Origin of the sequence: Methanoregula sp., assembly GCF_028679125.1 — an archaeon.
Taxonomy (GTDB): Archaea; Halobacteriota; Methanomicrobia; order Methanomicrobiales; family Methanospirillaceae; genus Methanoregula.
Map to the genome: position 1 here is coordinate 1 of NZ_JAJRCG010000027.1, position 19,979 is coordinate 19,979.

Consider the following 19,979-nt stretch of genomic DNA (forward strand, 5'->3'; position numbering starts at 1 on the left):
CGTTCACGAACATCCAGTGGGCCCGCCTCTACGTCAACGTCTACTCCGGTTCCGGGTCCGCCAACTGGCCCTCCCGCACCACGATCTCGCTCGATGGTAATGGTGATGGAACCTACGAGACCATCCTCGGCGTGGAAAACATGAGCATGAGTTCCTATTCCGGTGATGGCAAGGTGTACTGGCTCAACGACCACACGAACCGCGTCTATTCGGATTACGAGACCGAGTATGATGTGACGAGCCTGATCACATCCACGACTCCGGCAGTCCACGTAAAGAACGAGAAGACCGGAAGCCTTTATGACGGTCGGCTCAAGGCGGTCACGCTGGTTGTTGCCTACAATGATGGCGATACCGATCAGGTCCGGTACTTCGTCAACCACGGCGGGGACTGGTTCAATTCGGGAAGCTCGTCCACCACTTTCGGCACGGCCGGGATTGCCAACGGGTTCACGAACGCGACGTTAAGCAACGTTGCACTCTCCAGCAGTGATGCCACCTATGCCTTCAACGGGGTATCCCTTGCGGGTGCAGACCCCGTCGCACCCATCAACTACTACGAGAATCATACGTGGTCGGTAACGAGCGCCGTCAACACCGCTGCAAGCAGCGTCTTCCAGTACAGCTATGTAGCACCGTCTTTCAAGACCACGCTCGCGACCATTGCGATCAAGTACCCGGGTGCCTCGGTATCCGCACCGGTTGCCGGGTTCACCGCGAACGTGACGTCCGGCACGGTGCCCTTCGCGGTTGAGTTCACGGACGCATCCACGAACTCTCCGACCAGCTGGGCGTGGGATTTCGATAACGACAAGACGGTCGATGCGACCACGCAGAACGCAACCTATACATTCATGTCGGCCGGGAAATATACCGTCAACCTGACCGCCACCAACGCGGCGGGCAGCAGTTCATCGGTCCAGGCAGATTACATCACCGCAAGTGCCGAATCGATAACCATTGCACCGGTGGCCGCGTTCAGCGCCGATAAAACAACCGGCACCGCCCCGCTCAACGTCACCTTCACCGACACCTCGACCAACACGCCAACTTCGTGGCTCTGGGACTTCGGCGACAGTAACACCACCAACGCCACGGTGCAGAACCCGGTCCATACTTATGCAGCGGCAGGAACCTACACCGTCAACCTCACCGCAAACAACGCGGCGGGCAGCGACAGTGAAGCAAAGACCGGGTATATCACGGTCAGCAGTGCGGGAACGAACGACCTCGCCATCACCGGGACCGTTGACACGGTACCCTCGGTAGCGGTCTTTGCAAAAGAGCCCAATACTGTCACGATCCCCGGTATCACGAACACCGGGACTGCCACCCTTACGAACATCAAAGTAGCACTGTATGCAAGCGACGTCAGCACCACGGTGCCGGTCAACACCACCACCCTCGCCACTCTCGCAGGTTCAGGAACCACCGACCTCTCCGTTACCGACCCGACTATCAGGAATCTCGAAGGGGGAACCGTAACCTACACGGCAACCGTGGACCCGGACAATCTCGTAGCAGAGACAAGTGAGACCAACAACGCGGCGACCAGCGACGAAAAATCGGTCAAATACAACGGATACAAGGGGAAGGGCCTCTACTGGGAAGGCGGCAGTAACATCACAACACAGAAGACCTTTGATCTTAAAGGAGGATTGATCTATTCTACCCAGCCATCAACCGCATACAAGGCGGTCGGGTGGTCAACAAGAACCGAGACATGGAGCGCAAGCGATCTCGCCCTCCCGAGCAATGCAACCATTGAGAACGTCTTCCTCTACATCTCCTACAACTGGGACACCACATCGGGCGGCGTCCCGGACTGGACGGTACAATTCAATGATAACACTCTTACCAACGGGATGCTCTATACCGATAAGAGCAACTTTGGCTCATATGCCAACTATATATACGGCCTGTACCGGTATAACGTCACCAGCCAGTTCAGTTCCGGGGGAAACAGTCTGGTCATGACCAAAGGGGCCGGGAAGAACGCACTCTATCCGAGCACACTGGTTGTCGTCTACAGCGACCCGTCGGCAACCCGGAAACAGATATTCATCAACGAGGAATGCGATGAACTGGGATATTCCGAGACCGGTTACGGGACCACGCTGAGCGAGGCCACTGCTTACGCCCCCTTCAGCGGCATGACGATTGACACGGCAGCCGTCAAGAGCGCAACCCTCCACAGTTTCGCGGGAAGCGCCGGGCCGTCCGAAGGCAACCTGCTCTTCAACGGCGCTACCGTTGCAACCGCTGCATGGCAGGGATCCTCCAGCACCGCATCGGCACAATCCTTTGATGTGAAAAACTACTTAACCCCCACCGGCAATGAAGCCGCCATCCAGGAAGATGCAAGCGGCGGCATGGACGCGCTCCAGCAGATCCTGGTTGTGGAATATGCCACTACGGTCTCCGCACCGGTCGCTTCATTCTCATCGAACGTGACGTCCGGCACGGTGCCCTTCGCGGTTGAGTTCACGGACGCATCCACGAACTCTCCGACCGCGTGGTCGTGGGACTTCAATAACGACAGCGTCGTTGACAGTACCGGACAGAACGCGACGTATACTTTCCTGTCGGCCGGCACCTACACCGTCAACCTGACCGCAGCGAACACCGCGGGCAGCAGTTCGTCGGTCCAGGCGGATTACATCACCGCAAGTGCCGGATCGATAACCATTGCACCGGTTGCCGCGTTCACGGCCGACACAACATCCGGCACCGCACCGCTCACGGTCGTCTTCACCGACGCCTCCACCAACTCACCGACCAGCTGGGCGTGGGACTTTGGCGACAGTAACACCACCAACGCCACGGTCCAGAACCCGGTCCATACCTACGCCGCAGCCGGCACCTACACCGTCAACCTGACCGCAAACAACGCAGCCGGCAGCGACAGTGAAGCAAAGACCGGGTATATCACGGTCACCGCACCGGGAGGCAGCGCCGCACCGGTCGCCAACTTCACCACGGCTGCCACCAACGGGCTTGCCCCGGTCTCCGCGACATTTAACGACACTTCCATCAACACCCCTACCGCATGGAAATGGGAGAGCAGGATCGCTGACAACGGCACATGGGCACAGTTCTCGACAGAAAAGAACACGACATATAGTTTCGCAACCGCGGGCACCTACGATATCCGGCTCACCGCCACCAACGGTGAAGGGAGCGACGCGGTAACAAAGACCCACGTCTTTGCCGTGGCAACTGCCCATGATTACCTGGCAACCGTTTCGAGCGGCACGGTCAGCGGGGACCTCTACGTGAACTCCGTAAGTCCCTGGACAACAACCAATACCACGACATTCACCCTGCCGGCAGCGGCTGTCGGGAAGGTCCAGTGGGCACGGTTGTATGTCACCTCTTACGCGGCCAATGCAGCAGGTACCCATGGACTGACATCGACAGTCTTGATGGATGGGACGACTCTTGGTACCGAGACCCTGAACGTGGGGGCCGACAAGAACGGGAATGCCTACCCGGTCAACGACCATGTCATGAAGGTCTACTCGGACTACGAAGCAGTGTATGATGTGACCGACAGGATCGCCTCCGCCAGCCCGGCTGTCACGGTCACGAATACCGAACTCCCGGGATATACGTTCGACGGCAGGATCAAGGGGATCACGTTCGTTGTTGCCTACAACGATGGCGACAGCGATGTCGTGAAGTACTTCGTGAACCATGGCAACGACTGGATGACGGGGAGCAGTTCAACCGCCGTTGACACGAGTTCGCTCGCCAGTGGGTGGACAAGCGCGGAGCTGAAGGACGTTGCGTTCTCCAGCATGGATGCAACCTATACGTTCCCGGCGTCCGGCAGCAACGTCACGCCAACCACCCTGGGATCAAGCAGTTACTGGAAGTACAACTCCTTTGATGTCACCGGCAACCTGACCACAGGACCGTCGAATACCTTCGGGTTCACGGCGACTGGCAGTTCATTCAAGACAACCCTCGCAACGCTTGCGGTGAAATACACGACTGCCACCGGGACTGCACCAGTCGCCGCGTTCAGCGCGACACCGGTCTCCGGCACGGCACCGCTGACGGTCGTCTTCACCGACGCTTCGACCAACACCCCGACCAGCTGGGCATGGGACTTCGGCGACAGTAACACCACCAACGCCACCGTCCAGAACCCGGTCCACACGTACGCATCGGCCGGGACGTACACCGTCAACCTCACCGCCACCAATACGGCGGGCAGTGACTATGAGAACAAGACCGGTCACATCATCGTGACAACGGCGGGCAGCGGCGCACCACCGGTCGCCGCGTTCCTCACCAGCATAACCGCAGGGCCGGCCCCGCTCTCCGTCCAGTTCACCGATCAGTCCGCCACATCCCCCACCGCATGGTCATGGGACTTCAACAACGACGGGACGGTGGACAGCACCGAACAGTCCCCGACATATAGTTACACCACCGCTGGCGCCTACACGGTCAAACTGACCGTCACCAATGCCAGCGGTAGTTCAGCAATCACAAAACCGAATGTCATCGCGGTATCCGCCGGCCCCAAACGGCTGACTACCGCGCAGTCCGGCACGGTATCCGGCGACCTGTACGTGGGTGCATACCAGCCGGTCGCGTGGAGCAGCCAGTCGACCACCCCCGGCCTGAGGACCTTCACACAGGCATACACCATCCCGGCACACACCAGTATCCCGTGGGCCCGGCTCTATGCCGCGGTCTATGCCTCAGGTACTGACAACCGTGCCGGCCAGGCAGTCGTATCATTTGACGGCAATGGGGATGGCACCTACGAGACTGCGCTCGGCACCGAGATGCTTGCCATCCCGGCAACCGGCGCAGCGGATGTGTACCCGGTCAACGACCATGTAAACCGGCAGTACTCGGATTACCTGATCTGTTATGACGTAACCCCGTATATCAATGCCAATACGGTCAATGCACAGATCGTTACGCAGAACCTGAACAGTTCGGCCTTTGACGGCCGGCTCAAGACCCTCACGCTCGTTGTTGCCTATAATGACGGCGACTCCGACCAGGTGCAGTACTGGGTGAACGACGGCCACGATTTCCAGACATCATCCGGCAGTGCCGTAACCACGACGTTTGCCACGGGTTCGCTCACATCCGGCTGGACCAATGCAACCCTCAAAAATGTCGGCCTCTCCTCGCAGGACGCCATCTATACCCTCAACGGCAACACTCTCTCCCGCCAGGGAAGTGGCCTGCCCTCCTTTGCAGTGAATGAATGGAATGCCAGTACCTTCCTGAATGCAGGCAGTGATACCAGTTTTACCTATCTGCATAACACCTCCACCTCATACAAGACCATCCTTGCAACCCTTGCCGTAACATCCACCTCCGGTACCACCCCCTCGGCAGCCCCGGTCGCCGCGTTCACCGCGAGCCCGGTATCCGGCTCCGCACCGCTCACGGTCACCTTCACCGACACCTCCACCAACACGCCGACATCGTGGCTCTGGGACTTCGGTGACAGTAACACCACCAACGCCACAGTGAAGAACCCGGTCCATACCTACGCCGCAGCCGGCACCTACACCGTCAACCTCACCGCCACCAACGCGGCGGGCAGTGACTATGAGAACAAGACCGGTCACATCACAATCAGCAGTGCGGGAACGAACGACCTCGCCATTACCGGGACCGTTGACACGGTACCCCAGGTAGCGGTCTTTGCAAAAGAGCCCAATATCGTCACGATCCCCGGTATCACGAACACCGGGACTGCCACCCTTACGAACATCAAAGTGGCGCTGTATGCAAGCGACGTCAGCACCACGGTGCCGGTCAACACCACCACCGTCGCCACTCTCGCAGGTTCAGGAACCACCGACCTCTCCGTTACCGACCCGACAGTCAGGAACCTCGAAGGGGGAACCGTAACCTACACGGCAAAAGTGGACCCGGACAATCTCGTGGCGGAGACAAGTGAGACCAACAACGCGGCGACCAGCGACGAAAAATCGGTCAGATACAATGGGTACAAAGGAAAACTGTACTGGGAAGGCGGCAGTAACATCACAACACAGAAGACCTTTGACCTTAACGGAGGATTGATCTATTCCACCCAGTCATCAGATGCATACAAGGCGGTCGGGTGGAAAACAAGGACCGAGACCTGGAGCGCAAGCGATCTCGCCCTCCCCAGCGATGCAACCATTGACACCGTCTTCCTCTACATCACCTACAACTGGGACACCACATCGGGCGGCGTCCCGGACTGGACGGCACAATTCAACGACAACACCCTGTCGGGTGGACTCCTCTATACCGATAAGAGCAACTTCGGCTCATATGCCAACTATAGGTACGGCCTGTACCGGTATGATGTTACCAGCCGGTTCAGTACCGGGGGAAACAGCCTGGTCATGACAAAAGGTGTCGGGAAGAACGCACTCTATCCGAGCACGCTGGTCGTTATCTACAGCGACCCGACAGCAACCCGGAAACAGATCTTCATCAACGAAGAATGCGATGAACTGCTGTATTCCGAGACCACGTATGGGACCACCCTGGAAGAAGCAACCGCCTACGCACCCTTCACCGATATGACCATCAACACGGCAGCCGTTAAGAACGCCACCCTGTATAGTTTCGCCGGAAGTGCCGGGCCTGATGAAGGCAACCTGTTCTTCAACGGGAACACGGTAGGAACAAATGCCTGGCAGGGAACTTCGAGCAGTGCAGGTGCCCAGGTATTTGACGTGAAGAATTTCCTGGCTGCCACCGGCAATGAAGCCGCGATCCAGGGTACGAGCAGTGGCGGGATGGATGCTCTCCAGCAGATTCTGATTGTGGAATATACCTCGTCGGTGTCGGAACCCGTAGCAGCGTTCACGGCAAACGTCACCGCCGGTTATGCCCCGCTCACCGTAAAGTTCACGGATGCCTCGACCAACTCGCCAACCAGCTGGTCCTGGGACTTCGGCGACGGCTCATCCTCTATTGAGAAGAGCCCGGTCCACACGTTCACAACCGCCGGCACCTACACCGTCAACCTCACGGCAACGAATGCAGTCGGCAGCGACACGCGGGTGAGAACGGATTACATCACGGTCACGGCAGCAACCGCGCCGACCGCAGCACCGGTCGCGGCCTTCAAGGCCAACAAGACGGAAGGCGACAAGCCGATGACGGTGAAGTTCACAGACGCCTCCACCAACACGCCGACAGAATGGTCCTGGGAGTTCGACGATGGCAGCACCTCCACGGTGCAGAGCCCGGTTCACACGTACACCGCCAACGGGACGTTCACGGTCAGTCTCACAGCAACGAACACTGCGGGAAGTGACAGCGAAGTGAAGTCCGCGTACATTACCGTGATAGCACCGGTTGTTGAGAGCAACGCCTTCGTGGTCAGTGAAGTAACGACCACCACCACCGGGACCGGCCAGAACGTGACCATCGACACCACGAGTGCCAATGTCACTACCTCCAGCAATGTTGTGACGATCAGCAACACAAGCAGCTGGTCATCGCTCGTCATCACCATGACCGACACGGAGACCGGCGCGACAACCATCAACGGCACTGTCGTGGCGGTCCAGGCCGTGACCGAACCGGTCACCGTGCCGATCGAATCGGTCGGTACCCCGACGGTCCAGATCGCCCTGAACCTGAGCGAGATGCCCGGTACAACCTCCGCCATCACGCAGACGATAACAAAGGAGCCGGACAGCACGGCCCAGAGCGCGTTCACGCTCTTCGCCAGTTCGGAAGGGAAACAGATCGACAATATCGCGTACACCATCAACATCGAAAAGACCAACCTGGCCAATCACGGGGACGGCGGGATCATCCAGTCCGCCACCCTGACCCTGACGGTCAGCCCGATTTGGGTCGCTGCCAACGGTGGACTCGACGACATCAAGGTCCTCCGTCAGGCCGATGATGGCACCACCGAGATCCTGACACCCACACTGACCGGTACCGATGCCTCAGGGAACTACATCCTCACCGTGGTCTCCCCTAAGGGTCTCTCGGTCTTCTCGCTCGCCTCGGTCTCATCGATCACCACGGCAACCACGGCAACCACGGCAACCACGGCAACCACGACAACCACCACGAGTGAATCCAGCAGCAGTTCATCAGGTGACAGCAGCTCGTCATCGGGGGGCAGCAGTAGCAGCTCCAAGACAACAACGGATAACCAGAAAGGGAAGGTTTACGACTATGCCCAGCTCGCCCCGTTTGACACAAACACGGTGTTTAAGACAACCACGATCTCAGCGAAGGGCAGAGTCTCTGTCACTCCCCTCATCGTTGAGACGGAATCCATGCCGGGTGCCAAAGCATCGTGGAGTGCAGAGATCGTGAGCGATCCCGACGGTGGCGGGAAGATCAGTACGGGTCTTATCAGCACGATTCCCGATACGGTAATTGCGTCTTACCGGACGGATCTTGCCGGGCAGGGCCTGGACGTGTCGTCCGTTGCCTATGCGATGAGTGTTGAGAAGGATGACCGGATCGGCGTCACAAAAGATGGTGTTATTGAGATGACAGCCCCGCAGAAGTGGGTAACCGATAACGGGGGGGTCAGCCAGATCCGAATCTTCCGTGTCAGCGACGAAGGTGTCGCGGAACTCCTCACCACCACGTTCAGCAGATATGATCTTGATACCGGATACCTGACCTTCCGGGCAGAATCTCCGAACGGCCTCTGTACGTTCACGCTTCTGTCGGTCAAACCCGCTATCGCGGGAAGCACCGCAGCCCAGGTATCCGCGGACGTTCAGCGACTCGCCCCCACCGAGACCACCGTTGCACCGGCCACCGGTCCGGAAACCACCCCGTCACTCCCCCTGCCTGCACTCATTGTGGCAGTGGGGGGGATCGTCATCGTCATCATGGGTGTCGTCATCGGCAAACGCTGGTGGGAACGCCGGCAGAACCCGGCCCTCTTCCGGGAAGATTAATTTTTTTTTGATGCTTCCTCAATATGAGCCACTAATTTATACCATACCCCCCTCTTGCGCCACCAGGCCCCCGAGGGGGACGGGGCGCATTATGATGGGAAGAGGTCGGTAATAGGGGATACGTCGTCATCGCAATTTGGGGCCGCGGGGGCGGAGGTGAAACCAAAGCCCCCAAGAACGTCTGATATATTGCGTATACGATTGCTTTAAAAACCTGAAACAAAAATTTACTGGTGGCTTTAATTAAGGAATCACCATTTTTTTTCTTGTCGCGTCATGGAAGCTGACGGGCGAAGAGTCCTGATGTGAGTGTTGGTATGCCGGGGGTGACATCCTCCCAACCGGGCTACCGCTGCAACAAATGATGGGGGCCCTGTCCGGATCGGGACGTTGATAAAAGATCCTAATCCGACTCCGGAGAACTCCTGTTACGGCCCATTTTTATTCCTCTCTGAACAGGACAGGGGGGTTGACCCCCGTGAATATCCTTACACTAAAAAGAGACGTACTTACGATCAGATCGAGCCCGATACCGTAACCTGGCCCCCGGGTTCCGTTGTATGGCCGGTGGCGATCATTTCTCCGTTCCGGTATAATTCGACAACAAGATTATTCGAAGAAGTATCCTCTTTTTTGATGTTCGCAGTAACCGAATCTTCGACATTCTCCACCGTGAAAATTTTTTCTCCCGTACCCTCGACAGCCTGCTTGGAATCCACCATGTCGTAGGATCCCGACCAGGGCCCGGAATACTGTATCTTTAATGATATCCCCACCGGGGATACCGATGAAACGGCATTCTGTACGCGGGTCTCCCCGGATTTCACCATGGGGGAGCCCTGCACGGCATTACCGGCAACAGCCGGGGTGGGAGTCACCGTCCCATTGACGGATACCCCAACAGGAACAATCCCACTGAGCGCCCTGGAAAAGTCACCCGGGGAAACGAGAGCAACCACTCCCACAATGACACAGATCACCATAATCGCGGCAACAAGGGAAATTGCAATACGGGATCGGTGCGACCTGCGGCCTCGCTCTCGCGGGACCGGGAGGCTGGCCGTATCGCGACTCTCGGATGAGGAACTCTTCCGGAATGCAGGGAACACGGATTTTTTCCTCATGGGTTCCGGGGAGGGAAGATTTCTCCTGGCATCAACGTCATCGGTACCCGTTTCAGACCTGACGGGGGGAACTGCGCCATATCCCCCCCGGCCCCGTTCGCCGGTTTGGAGATGCAGGCCGGTATCCTTGACCTGCGGGTACGAATCCCCGGCCATTCCCGGCAGGCTGCTGGTATTGGCAGGAGATGGCGGGAGATCGGAGGGAGATGCCGGAAGTACTGGGTCCGGGGGGATGACTTTTGCCCCGCAGCGATCGCAGTACCGCGAACCGGCCCGGACCCGGCCCCCGCAGGTTGTGCAGAAGAACGAGCCATCACCGGATGATGCCATGGGGCGAACCGTTCGGGGTGCGCCGGGATGAGATGATGGCAGCTGCCGGGTACGATCCGGTGGACGGGATACGGGCGGGGACTGCCGGAGTATTTCCGGGGATGGCCCGGGTATTCCCGGAGGGAAATGGCAACCCTGATCGCTTTTTGGGACACCACGGATCTCCAGACGCACCTCTTTCTTCTTTGGGGATGGATCTCCCGCATCGCAGATTCCCGGGCTGAACACCAGTTTCCCGGGATCGTACCGGACGCGCCGGTCCTCATCGTTACGGGCAGCACGCTCAACCGGGGTACGGGATGTTGCCGTTGCAGGAACATTCAGGATACTGAAGAGATACCGGTGCCAGGCATCCCGTTCATCAGTTCTCAATCGTCCGGATGGTTTGCCGGCAAACGTGATGAACAGTCTCCGGCTCTCCACAGAGGGAGTCTTCGCACTGATAGCAAGCACGGGCTCACCTGCATCGTTTGCCAGGGATTCAAGTCCCTCAACACGATCCAGCGCGAGCTCCTTGTCCCTGATACGCTGATCATGGGGGGACTGCAGGATCACCCGCCGGTTCGTAAGATATGCATGAAACGGGATCTCCCGGACCGTCACGTCCCTTGATTGCACCACCCATTGTTCTCCGTGCAGCAATACCGGAAGATCCATAGTATGAGTATTCTCCAATTTGTTTTATTAAGTATTACATAATCATAGTATATTGCTAAAAGATTACCGTTTTTTATCCCGGGCAGGCACCCGGAACATCCTGATATCCCTTCATCCAGGATCCGACAGGTGTCCTGCCTGAATCATCATTCCGGGAGACAGGACAGATGCATGCATCGTCCGTTCGGTGTTCACCTTCAGCTGCAGGAAGGCACACCGCCGTATCTGGCGAATATCAACAGCCAGCAGAACGGACACCAGGTGGAAAACTCCACAATTTTCAAAACCTGAAACAAAAAAGGGACGTGCACCGGCCGGAAAATTATCCCCGTGCCGGTATGATCAGGGACCGCTCGCCGGCCGGATCGAACTCGCGGATCGCACCTTTTGCAAATTCCTTCCTTGGCTGTGAGAAATCAAACTTCAGCGAGGGATCTGCAAACGTGATCTTCACCCGCGGATCGAAACAGAAGGCATCGGCCCGGCCCAGATGAGCGCTGGCTACTATCGCCGCATACTCTCCCTGGTGGCCCACGTTCATCGCGTAGTTCGGGTAGTTCGGGCCCCGGAGTTCGCCCATGGCGCCCCGGTCCGGCTCCATCGAGAGCGAGTTCGCAGACCCGCACTGGTCCTGGAGATCGTAGCCAAAGAACCCGAGCCGCGACCAGCCGTCCTTGTGGATGATCATCGAGAGATACCATGCGTTCAGGCCGGCATTCGAGTTGCCGGTGGTGAGGGACGTGGAAATCCCGGATGCAGCGGCGATCACGGCCGCCCGCTGGGAGCCGCCAAAGTGGTCCTCCATCAGGGTCGGGAACTTCTCGTACTGCTCCATGCTGTAGAGCGTCACTTCGGTCGCGATATCGTTGACGATATCCTGGTTGGGCCTGATCACCTTGTCAGGTCCCGGCTCACGGAAATTATACTTGTACTTGTCCTTGGCGTAATCCATGCCGTAATAGACAAAGTCGTCGAGGATATTGTCGGTGTATGCCGCAGTCGCGTACTGCGTGAATCCGACACCGCCCGACATGTAGGAGCCAAGCCAGATCTGGTCGAAGAGAACAGCACCCGCCGCCACCACTTCGAGTGCCGCATGGGCCGGGTCGTCCGGGTACTTCCGGTCGGCCTGGACCATATCCGAGAACATCCCGAACTTGATCCCGCCCGGCTCATTGGGTCCGCGTGCCCTGCGGGCCGGCAGGTGCGATCCCATCTGGATCACACCGGCATGCTTGGCCGCAAACGAGAGATCGGCCACCGCCGCCTCTCCCGCACATGTACGGTATGCGGCAATGAAGGACATCCCGATCTGCATCGCAGACCACCGGCTTGTGGTGCCGCCATCGCATGTCCGTACCACAATGGTCGGGACGTGGATGGCCTGGTACATTGATTTCCCGATCTCGGCCTTGAGTGCCTCGGCCTGCGTTTTAGGAAAGAGTTTCTCGATGTTGAGCAGGTACTGCGGCTCGATATCGTCCGCAACCTCGTCGTTCCCGGTAAAGACCTTGACATAACAGTCATCCACAAGGCCGGGATTGGTCTCGACCATGTGCTCCTGCACGACCGCACCGCCCGGCATCGCGTGGTTTAAGATGTGGAGGTACTCGTTGATGGTCTCAGGCGTCACTTCCTTCCCGAGTCGTTTCTGGAGCGTGTTGTGGGCAATGTCCATGCCCACGATGATCGTCCGCTTGATCTCGTCCGACATCTGCTGCATGGCCGAGTTGTTCACGAAGTGGAGGTCGTCGCCTTCAACGAACGTACCGGTGCCCGAGACCTCGTAGGTCATCAGCTGCCGCTGGCCCATCGGGATGCCGTTCAGGTGGCAGTGCTCGGGATCGTACATCGAGATCCCGCGATCCGCCACGATCTTCTTTGTCTCCTCCATGAACTCCCGTTTCCGGGGAGACTGGCGGACGCCGCCGAACTTATAGAACTCGGTCTTCTGCGATTCGACATCCTGTCCTTTGAATTTTTCTCTGAGTGCTTTTAAGAACTGTTTCTGGGAATGCTCTACGGATGTCATGATCGTTCAGGCCTCCTTTGGCATGAAGCCATAGCGTGTCCGCAGCGTGTGGATCCGCTGCAGGTATTCGACATACTCGGCATCATCGCGCAGGGCCGTACCCACCAGGCAGTGGAAGATCGTGGAATGTTCCCTGAGCCATTTCTGGTCGAGGGGTTTTCCCACCTCCACCTGGCGGTTGAGCGGGAGACCGATCTGGTCTTTCACGTACCGGACCATCCCGTCTTTTCCCAGCACACAGCGCTGGAGTGCATCGAACTGCATCCCGTCCTCCGAAAGCCGCAGCGAGTGGCCGTGAACCGTGGCTCCGCGGAGGCTCACGAGCGCGGGATCGAACATCTCGGTCTCGATCAGGAGCCGGCAGTACTGTTCGAGATCCCGTTCGCGGCATTCGACAATCTGCCGGCCCGAGAGGGTGCCGGGATCGATGGCCCGGAAACGGTACATCTCGGCATAGGTCCGCTGGTACGGCTGGCAGGGGGCGTTGAACATGGAGTCGGCGAACTGGACGTACCGGACCCGGTCGCCGTGCTTTGCCCCTTCCGTGGGTTTCACGAGAAAGCGCATCGGGCAGTCCGGCTCCTGCTGCTCAGAGAGCGGTGGATGCATGGTCTTGAAGCTCGCGCCGGGAGCCCGGTGGCCAAGGAGAAGCACGATGTCCTCGTCCGTGATACTCCGCATGACGGTGAGCTTGTGCCCGGGGTCCATCTGTTTTCGCCGGTTGATTGCAATGATCGATGTCCCCGGCCCGTACTGGTGTGTACGTGCGGTCACAGTTCGCACCCCCCGCAGACCCTGTCGCCCAGGGGATGGATGAACGACGGCTTCTCCTTCCGTTTCGGGTCCACAAGACCGATCACGGACGGGTCTGCCTGCGGACCGTACTTTGCATAGTCGACAAGGCTCGGCTGCGACTTCATGAACCGCCCTTCCTGGACAGAACACGGGAAGTCCACAAAGAAATCATCGCAGATCGCACGGATCTGTTCAATCACGGTCTTGTCTTCGATTTCGAGAGTAATGGTGCCGACCAGCACGTGGAGATCCACGGTGTTGCCGGCGATCTCGATGGTCTTACGCAGGTTCGTTTTGTTCTCCGTGCCCCGCGCCGGGCCATAGGGGACGGTGAGGGGGATGTTCTGGCCGTTCAGGAGTATCCTGCGGATGGCGGGCACCCTGACAATCTTCTCAAGCAGCCTTTTTGTGGTGTCCGGGGAGAGGAGGCGCATCGGGACGATGCGGCACTGGGGATAGGTTACGGTCTCCTGCATGTCAGACCACCTGCGCGATCTGGTGGATCGGTTTTGAAAAGACGTCCATCTTCCCGTAAGTCTCGCCCATGACCTTTGAGGTTCCTTCCGGTGCAAACATCTGGGTGCCGGCATCCATCGCGGCTGCGGCAACGACACAGGGGATCGCCATGCCGTACGCGTGGCGGGTGACCACGTGGTTGCCGTTGAAGATACCCGGGCCGCCTCCGCCATAGATCGAGTGGCTGAAGAACGAGAACCCGACGGCAGTTCCCATCACGCGGCCGAAGTCCGCACCGGGAAGGCCGGTCTCGTGCTCAATCAGGTCATTGAAGTAGAGGAGCGTGGACGAGACTGCCTGCACGAACCTGCCGGCCCCGCAGTTGACGATGCTTGCCGCAAGGGTGCCGGCCGAGACGTACGCGTTCCAGAGCATCGGGTCCTTCGTGTCATAGAACTGGAAGTACCCGCCTTTCTTCCCGGGTGTGATGACCCGGTCCTCGACCGCACGGTCAACGAGCGACTGGACAACGGAACCGACGGTACCGGTCTGCCCGTTCTCCTTCACGATATCGTACACCATGTTGTTGGCATTCAGCCCCTGGTACGCATAGCAGAGGAGCTGGTTGCGCTCGAACGGGCCGATGGCCCCGCCCATCTCGAAGACGCCGGCCATCTCGTACGTTGATGAGAGGGCAGCCCCCTGGAGGGCGTTCCGGTTCGTCATCATCACGAAGTGGTTGACGCTGATATTGCGCAGCGCATACCCGATCCCCTCATTGTTCTGGGGGATGGTGAGAATCGAGGTGACAAGAGCTCCTTCCATGTCCTGCGTGTGGGGGTAACTGCCCCAGGCGGCTGCCTTGACGGTCGAGGCATTGAACGCGTCAATGTCGAATTCGTCCACGATTGCGTAGGTCACTGCGGAGGCAACAGCCGTGATGGCGGCATCATATGTCGACGCCCCGGTCAAACGGAGGGTCGGTGCCCGCACGAGCAGGAGCTTGCCGCCATTGAACTGCAGGATATCCGTATCATCCCCGTCTTCTACCTGCACCATCGATGTTATCTTCTCGATGAGCGCATCTTTTCGTTCCATGATCGGGAGATCGAGTTCCCGACCTGGGATACGGCCCTTGCCGAGTTTTGCGGTCTTTAACGCCTCTTCGATACCGGCAAGGTTTACGTTGATCGTCCTTTTTGTCAGGTCAACGATCTTCCGTGTTGCAGGATTCAGGAGCGGGCTGATGCGGTGCAGCTGTACGTTACTCTTCAGCAGTTTCCCTTCATCAGAGTAGAGGTCAATAGTTTCAGTGTAATGCGCCATGCTCATCCCCTCCCGCGAGTTCCGGCTGCCGGTGAGCCGTACTGTTTCGGCATGCGGGCAGCGGTCAGTGGTCGTAGCGATATCTTGCAATACATAATAGCACCAATTGAAAAATTCTTATGATTTCATATTACAAATGTGCCAGAATTATTAATAGTATAAACTTTATAGCAATGCAGTAACTATGGAGGAAGAAAGCGACCACCTCTGCCTCTGCTGCCTGCGGGGCATCATGCCCACCATCTCAAAGAAGTGGGCGATCTGTATCATATCAGAGCTGGGCCGCAGGCCTTCCATGCGATTCTCAGAGATCATGAAGGACTGCGGGGAGATCAGTCCCAAGTCGCTGGCCGATGTGTTAAAGGATCTCCAGGATACCGGCCTGATCCAGCGGATTGCTTATTCGGAGGTCCCCCCGCGGGTAGAGTACTCGCTCACGGACCACGGGCGGGATCTGCGGGTGGCGATCGGGCCCCTGCTGAAGTGGGCAAAGCAGCATAACCAGCTCTACATGAGTTACCGGAAACCGGAACTTGCCCATGCTCCGGACATATAATCCTGATTCCTGGGACAATTCTGCAATTTCACGCGGGAATTCGTATTCTGTTCAAATAGAAACCTATAATTGTAATAAGCATAAAAAGAGAGAATATCGTAGCAATTTATGCTACCCGTACGGGGGGTTTGTTGTATTTCACCGGGAATCCGGATACTGCTTGTCGATGATGAACCTGCTCTTCTCGAACTGGGCAGGATATTCCTGACAAAATCTGAGAATATCATGGTAGATACCGCAGCATCTGCCCGGGCCGCACAGCACTGTCTCTCTTTAAATATGTACGATGCAATTGTCTCCGATTATGAGATGCCGGAGATGAACGGCATTGATTTTTTGAAACACCTGCGATCCGAAGGTAATACACTCCCGTTCATCCTCTTTACCGGGCGCGGGAGGGAAGAGGTGGTCATCGAAGCCCTCAATAATGGTGCAACCTTCTACCTCCAGAAAGGGCATGATGCAAAAGCCCAGTATGCGGAACTGGTGCACAAGATCCGCCAGGCAGTCCGGCAATGCCGGGCCGAACGCTCGGTCAGGGAATCAAAGCGCAGGGTAGAGCAGCTCATCAATTTCCTGCCCGATCCAACCATCGCCATGGACAGGGAGGGCCGGCTGATCATGTGGAACCGTGCCACCGAAGAGATGACCGGTGTCATGGCATCCGACGTGATGGGGAAAGGAGATTATGAATATACCATTCCGTTTTTTGGGAAGAAACGGCCCCTTGTTGCGGATCTTCTGATAAATCCTGACAATGACAACCTGGCACGTTATTACCGGGTGAGAAAAAAAGAGGGAAATGTCCTGATCGGCGAATGCCAGGCTTCGCTTCCCGACGGCAGGAAACTCGAACTGTGGGAGACGGCATCGCTGCTGTATGATGCTGATGGTGAAGTCACCGGAGTCATAGAATCGATCCGGGACATTACGGCCAGGAAACAAATTATTGACGAACGGAAGAGAGACCGCGATCTGCTTGCCCGTAAAAACGCGGAACTCATGCAGCGGAACGAACAACTGGCAGCTGCTGAAGAAGAACTCCGGCAGACCTTCGAGGAGCAGCAGCAGGAGCACCTGCTTCTCCAGGACAGCGAGAGAAATTACCGGAACCTGGTTGAATCCCTGCCGGACGCATTGATCATTCACGATGACGGGAAGATCCTTTTTGTCAACCCTGCGGCACTCCGGTTATTCCGGAAAAATTCCCCGGAAGAGACCCGACAGCAATCCCTCTTTTCCTTCTTTGGAGCCGATCAGGGATCGGATATCGATGCCCAGTCCCGGCTTACCCTTGCGGGCAGTATCCCGCTCCCCCGGCGCGAATACCACATCATGGATCCCGTTGGCAGTACGATCGTTGCCGATGCTGCATTTTCACCGGTCCGCTACCAGGACACCCGCGCCACCCAGGTGCTGTTCCGGGATGTATCCGCACAAAAAACCCTTGAAGGGCATATCATATCCCAGAATGCCGAACTCAGGCACTATTCTTCTGCTCTCGATCTTGCCAATAAGAAGCTCCAGCTGATGTACTCCATCACGCGGCACGATATCCTCAACCAGGTCCAGGTATTACAGGGATATACCGCCCTTGCCCGGTCCCAGACCGACGATGCAACCCTGCAGGATTACCTGGAGCGTCAGGAGCGGGTTATCCAACAGATCCACCAGCAGATCCTGTTCACCAGGGATTTCCAGGATATCGGGATCCGGGCTCCCGAGTGGCAGAATATTCCGCACCTTGTTGCAGATTCCATTGCGCAGATTCCCCTGGGCAGGGTGACCTGCGAAGTCCAGACCGGGGGTCTGGAGATTCTTGCCGATCGCCTGCTTGAAAAGATCTTTTTCAACCTCATCGACAACTCCCTCCGCCACGGGGAACACACAACGGGAATCCGCATCCATTGCAGGGATTCTGGTAATGGCATGATTCTGGTCTTCGAAGATAACGGTGTCGGGATCCCCGATGCTGAAAAGAAAAAGATCTTTGACCGGGGGTTTGGTAAAAATACCGGTCTCGGACTGTATCTTACCCGGGAGATTCTTGCCATAACCGGGATCACCATCACCGAGACCGGGGAGCCGGGTTCCGGCGTCCGTTTTGAGATGCTCGTTCCATCGGGGAAATTCCGGATCACAAGCCCGGTCGGCAAAGCTGAAATACTGCACAGCCCTGCCGGATAAAAAAACAGATCCGGGATTCCACGAGACGCTGCAGGACTCCCTGCCAGGGGATCTTGCCAACAGCCCATCATTTCCGGTTCATTACGGGCCCTCAACCCGGGCAGATCCTAAGGTGAAAATCCGTTATTCGGGCAGACTGCCCGGAACTGATACTACCCCGGGAAAAAGGGGGGTCAAAATAGGGTTCACCTCCGCTTTTTCTGACTGCCGCCCGATTCATCAACCGATCCTCGCCTCAATTAGCGCTGTTTGCGGATTTGCCGGGGCCCGCAAAAGGTCCGGATCACCCGATCCGACCATATTGCACAGGAATCGAAATACTTAGTCCCTCTTTTTGGCGATTTAGTCCCTCAAAAAGGGTATATTACGGACCTGCCCCCGGGCAGCCGGGTAATTCTTCTCCTCCTCAATGTCGGAGGGGTTTGTAAAATCCCGACGAGGTGAATCGGGGGGTAAAATGCCGAACTTCGAAGGGGGTGCAGATATGCACGGGAATTATTTGAGGAACTGAAGCCCGTCAAAGTATTACAAAAATTTAAAATTATTGTAATATTTGATACGAATCAGAAAGTTGATATGCATTTCCTGCAAACCCAAGAAACGGGGCTGACAAAAAAACAGTCAACCCGTTTGTTCGAATGGAACAATCCTTCCATCAACGACCCACGTCCACGGGGGCACAGGGCTCCCCGGGACACATGAACGGAGGTGTATCTCCCAGGAGCAGAGTCTGCAATTCAACGAGTACGACTCCCACGTCCCTATAGAGAGCATAAGATCTCTTCCAAACCCCAGACCGAGGATAATGCGAGCAGCATTCAATGGAGTATCCAGTACCGTAAGGGAAAAAATCCGCTGCACACGGATAAGATCGATCATGGACAGATCGGATGGCTGCACACCGGTTTCCATATCAGGGTGAAGGAGCGTTGGCGTAAGTGATAATAAAAGACCGGTGTGCATATACCCGATAGTTCTCTTTTTTGATTCGATTACTGATTTGTAAGAGATCTGATGTTCTGAATTTTCGTATGAAAATAATTTTTTTAATCGTCCTGATTCAGCCCCGAGTACCGACAGGGGGTGCATCTGCGGGATAGCGATTTTCTCATAGAACCCGCGGATTATAATGCAAATTTTAATTCATTGTATTACAAATTTTAAAAATTTCATATTATTGAAGACCATAAACAGAGAACAGATACGATCATGACCCCTGATGACGATCTTTCCCGGCTTGGAATATCTCTCCCGAAAAATCTGCTTGACGATTTAATGAGATACTGAGTTTCAGAAAATACACCTCCCGTTCAGAAGGAGTCCGCGTTGCCATCCGGATCTATAATACCAACAACCAGTGCTTTCTGACAGCGATGGTGAACGTTATGGCGCAATCACGGCGCTCTACAATTGCCGGGATGACAATCTGATGGCAGAGATTTCTGATTACAGATACAAACACCAAAAGATCATTCGGACATCTATCCAGAGATCCATTACCTGGAATAAACACCTTGAAATTTTCATTGTCCTTGGAAGCTCCAGGGAGATCAAAGCCCTTGTAAACCTTGACTGCGAAGAAAGGGATTGAT

The 19,979-nt window shown here is 56.7% G+C and carries 9 protein-coding genes; 4 read left to right on the plus strand and 5 right to left on the minus strand.

The annotated features are described in order from the left end of the window. The first annotated feature begins 11 nt into the window (after positions 1 to 11). Entirely contained in the window at positions 12 to 8,924 is an 8,913-nt protein-coding gene (locus tag LUQ43_RS12920; protein ID WP_299968448.1) for a DUF3344 domain-containing protein, read from the plus strand. A gap of 515 nt (positions 8,925 to 9,439) precedes the next feature. Here LUQ43_RS12920 and LUQ43_RS12925 read toward each other — a convergent pair. The 5 genes from LUQ43_RS12925 to mcrB all read right to left on the minus strand — a co-directional run bounded on the left by LUQ43_RS12925 (position 9,440) and on the right by mcrB (position 15,644). Next, on the minus strand, positions 9,440 to 10,999 hold the full coding sequence (locus LUQ43_RS12925; protein WP_299968417.1) for a hypothetical protein: 1,560 nt from the start codon (positions 10,997 to 10,999) through the stop codon (positions 9,440 to 9,442). 358 nt (positions 11,000 to 11,357) lie between these two features. Further along, on the minus strand, positions 11,358 to 13,067 hold the full coding sequence (gene mcrA / locus LUQ43_RS12930; protein WP_299968419.1) for a coenzyme-B sulfoethylthiotransferase subunit alpha: 1,710 nt from the start codon (positions 13,065 to 13,067) through the stop codon (positions 11,358 to 11,360). Positions 13,068 to 13,073: 6 nt separating this feature from the next. Continuing rightward, positions 13,074 to 13,841, minus strand: a complete 768-nt coding sequence (mcrG, locus tag LUQ43_RS12935) for a coenzyme-B sulfoethylthiotransferase subunit gamma (protein WP_299968421.1) — start codon at positions 13,839 to 13,841, stop codon at positions 13,074 to 13,076. Next, a complete protein-coding gene (mcrD, locus tag LUQ43_RS12940; RefSeq protein WP_299968423.1) occupies positions 13,838 to 14,338 on the minus strand; it encodes a methyl-coenzyme M reductase operon protein D in 501 nt (166 codons plus the stop codon). The genes mcrG and mcrD overlap by 4 nt, the downstream gene beginning before the upstream one ends. Position 14,339: 1 nt before the next feature. Beyond that, positions 14,340 to 15,644 carry a coenzyme-B sulfoethylthiotransferase subunit beta gene (mcrB, locus tag LUQ43_RS12945; RefSeq protein ID WP_299968425.1) on the minus strand — a complete coding sequence of 435 codons (1,305 nt, stop codon included), beginning with the start codon at positions 15,642 to 15,644 and terminating at the stop codon, positions 14,340 to 14,342. 184 nt (positions 15,645 to 15,828) lie between these two features. Here mcrB and LUQ43_RS12950 point away from each other — a divergent pair, with 184 nt between their 5' ends. The 3 genes from LUQ43_RS12950 (at position 15,829) to LUQ43_RS12960 (ending at position 19,978) form a co-directional block, all read left to right on the plus strand. Beyond that, positions 15,829 to 16,200, plus strand: a complete 372-nt coding sequence (locus tag LUQ43_RS12950; RefSeq protein ID WP_299968427.1) for a helix-turn-helix domain-containing protein — start codon at positions 15,829 to 15,831, stop codon at positions 16,198 to 16,200. Positions 16,201 to 16,308: 108 nt separating this feature from the next. Next, positions 16,309 to 18,387 (plus strand): PAS domain S-box protein, encoded by a 2,079-nt coding sequence (locus LUQ43_RS12955; protein WP_299968429.1) that lies wholly within the window; start codon positions 16,309 to 16,311, stop codon positions 18,385 to 18,387. Positions 18,388 to 19,744: 1,357 nt separating this feature from the next. After that, complete coding sequence (locus LUQ43_RS12960) at positions 19,745 to 19,978, plus strand: hypothetical protein (RefSeq protein ID WP_299968431.1); 234 nt, start codon at positions 19,745 to 19,747, stop codon at positions 19,976 to 19,978. Position 19,979: the final 1 nt, after the last annotated feature.

Excerpts from the sequence above, each read along its gene's own strand:
- LUQ43_RS12950 (WP_299968427.1), top strand. The coding sequence starts at position 15,829 with ATGGAGGAAGAAAGCGACCACCTCTGCCTCTGCTGCCTGCGGGGCATC.
- mcrB (WP_299968425.1), bottom strand. The coding sequence starts at position 15,644 with ATGGCGCATTACACTGAAACTATTGACCTCTACTCTGATGAAGGGAAA.
- LUQ43_RS12955 (WP_299968429.1), top strand. The coding sequence starts at position 16,309 with ATGCTACCCGTACGGGGGGTTTGTTGTATTTCACCGGGAATCCGGATA.
- mcrA (WP_299968419.1), bottom strand. The coding sequence starts at position 13,067 with ATGACATCCGTAGAGCATTCCCAGAAACAGTTCTTAAAAGCACTCAGA.
- mcrD (WP_299968423.1), bottom strand. The coding sequence starts at position 14,338 with ATGCAGGAGACCGTAACCTATCCCCAGTGCCGCATCGTCCCGATGCGC.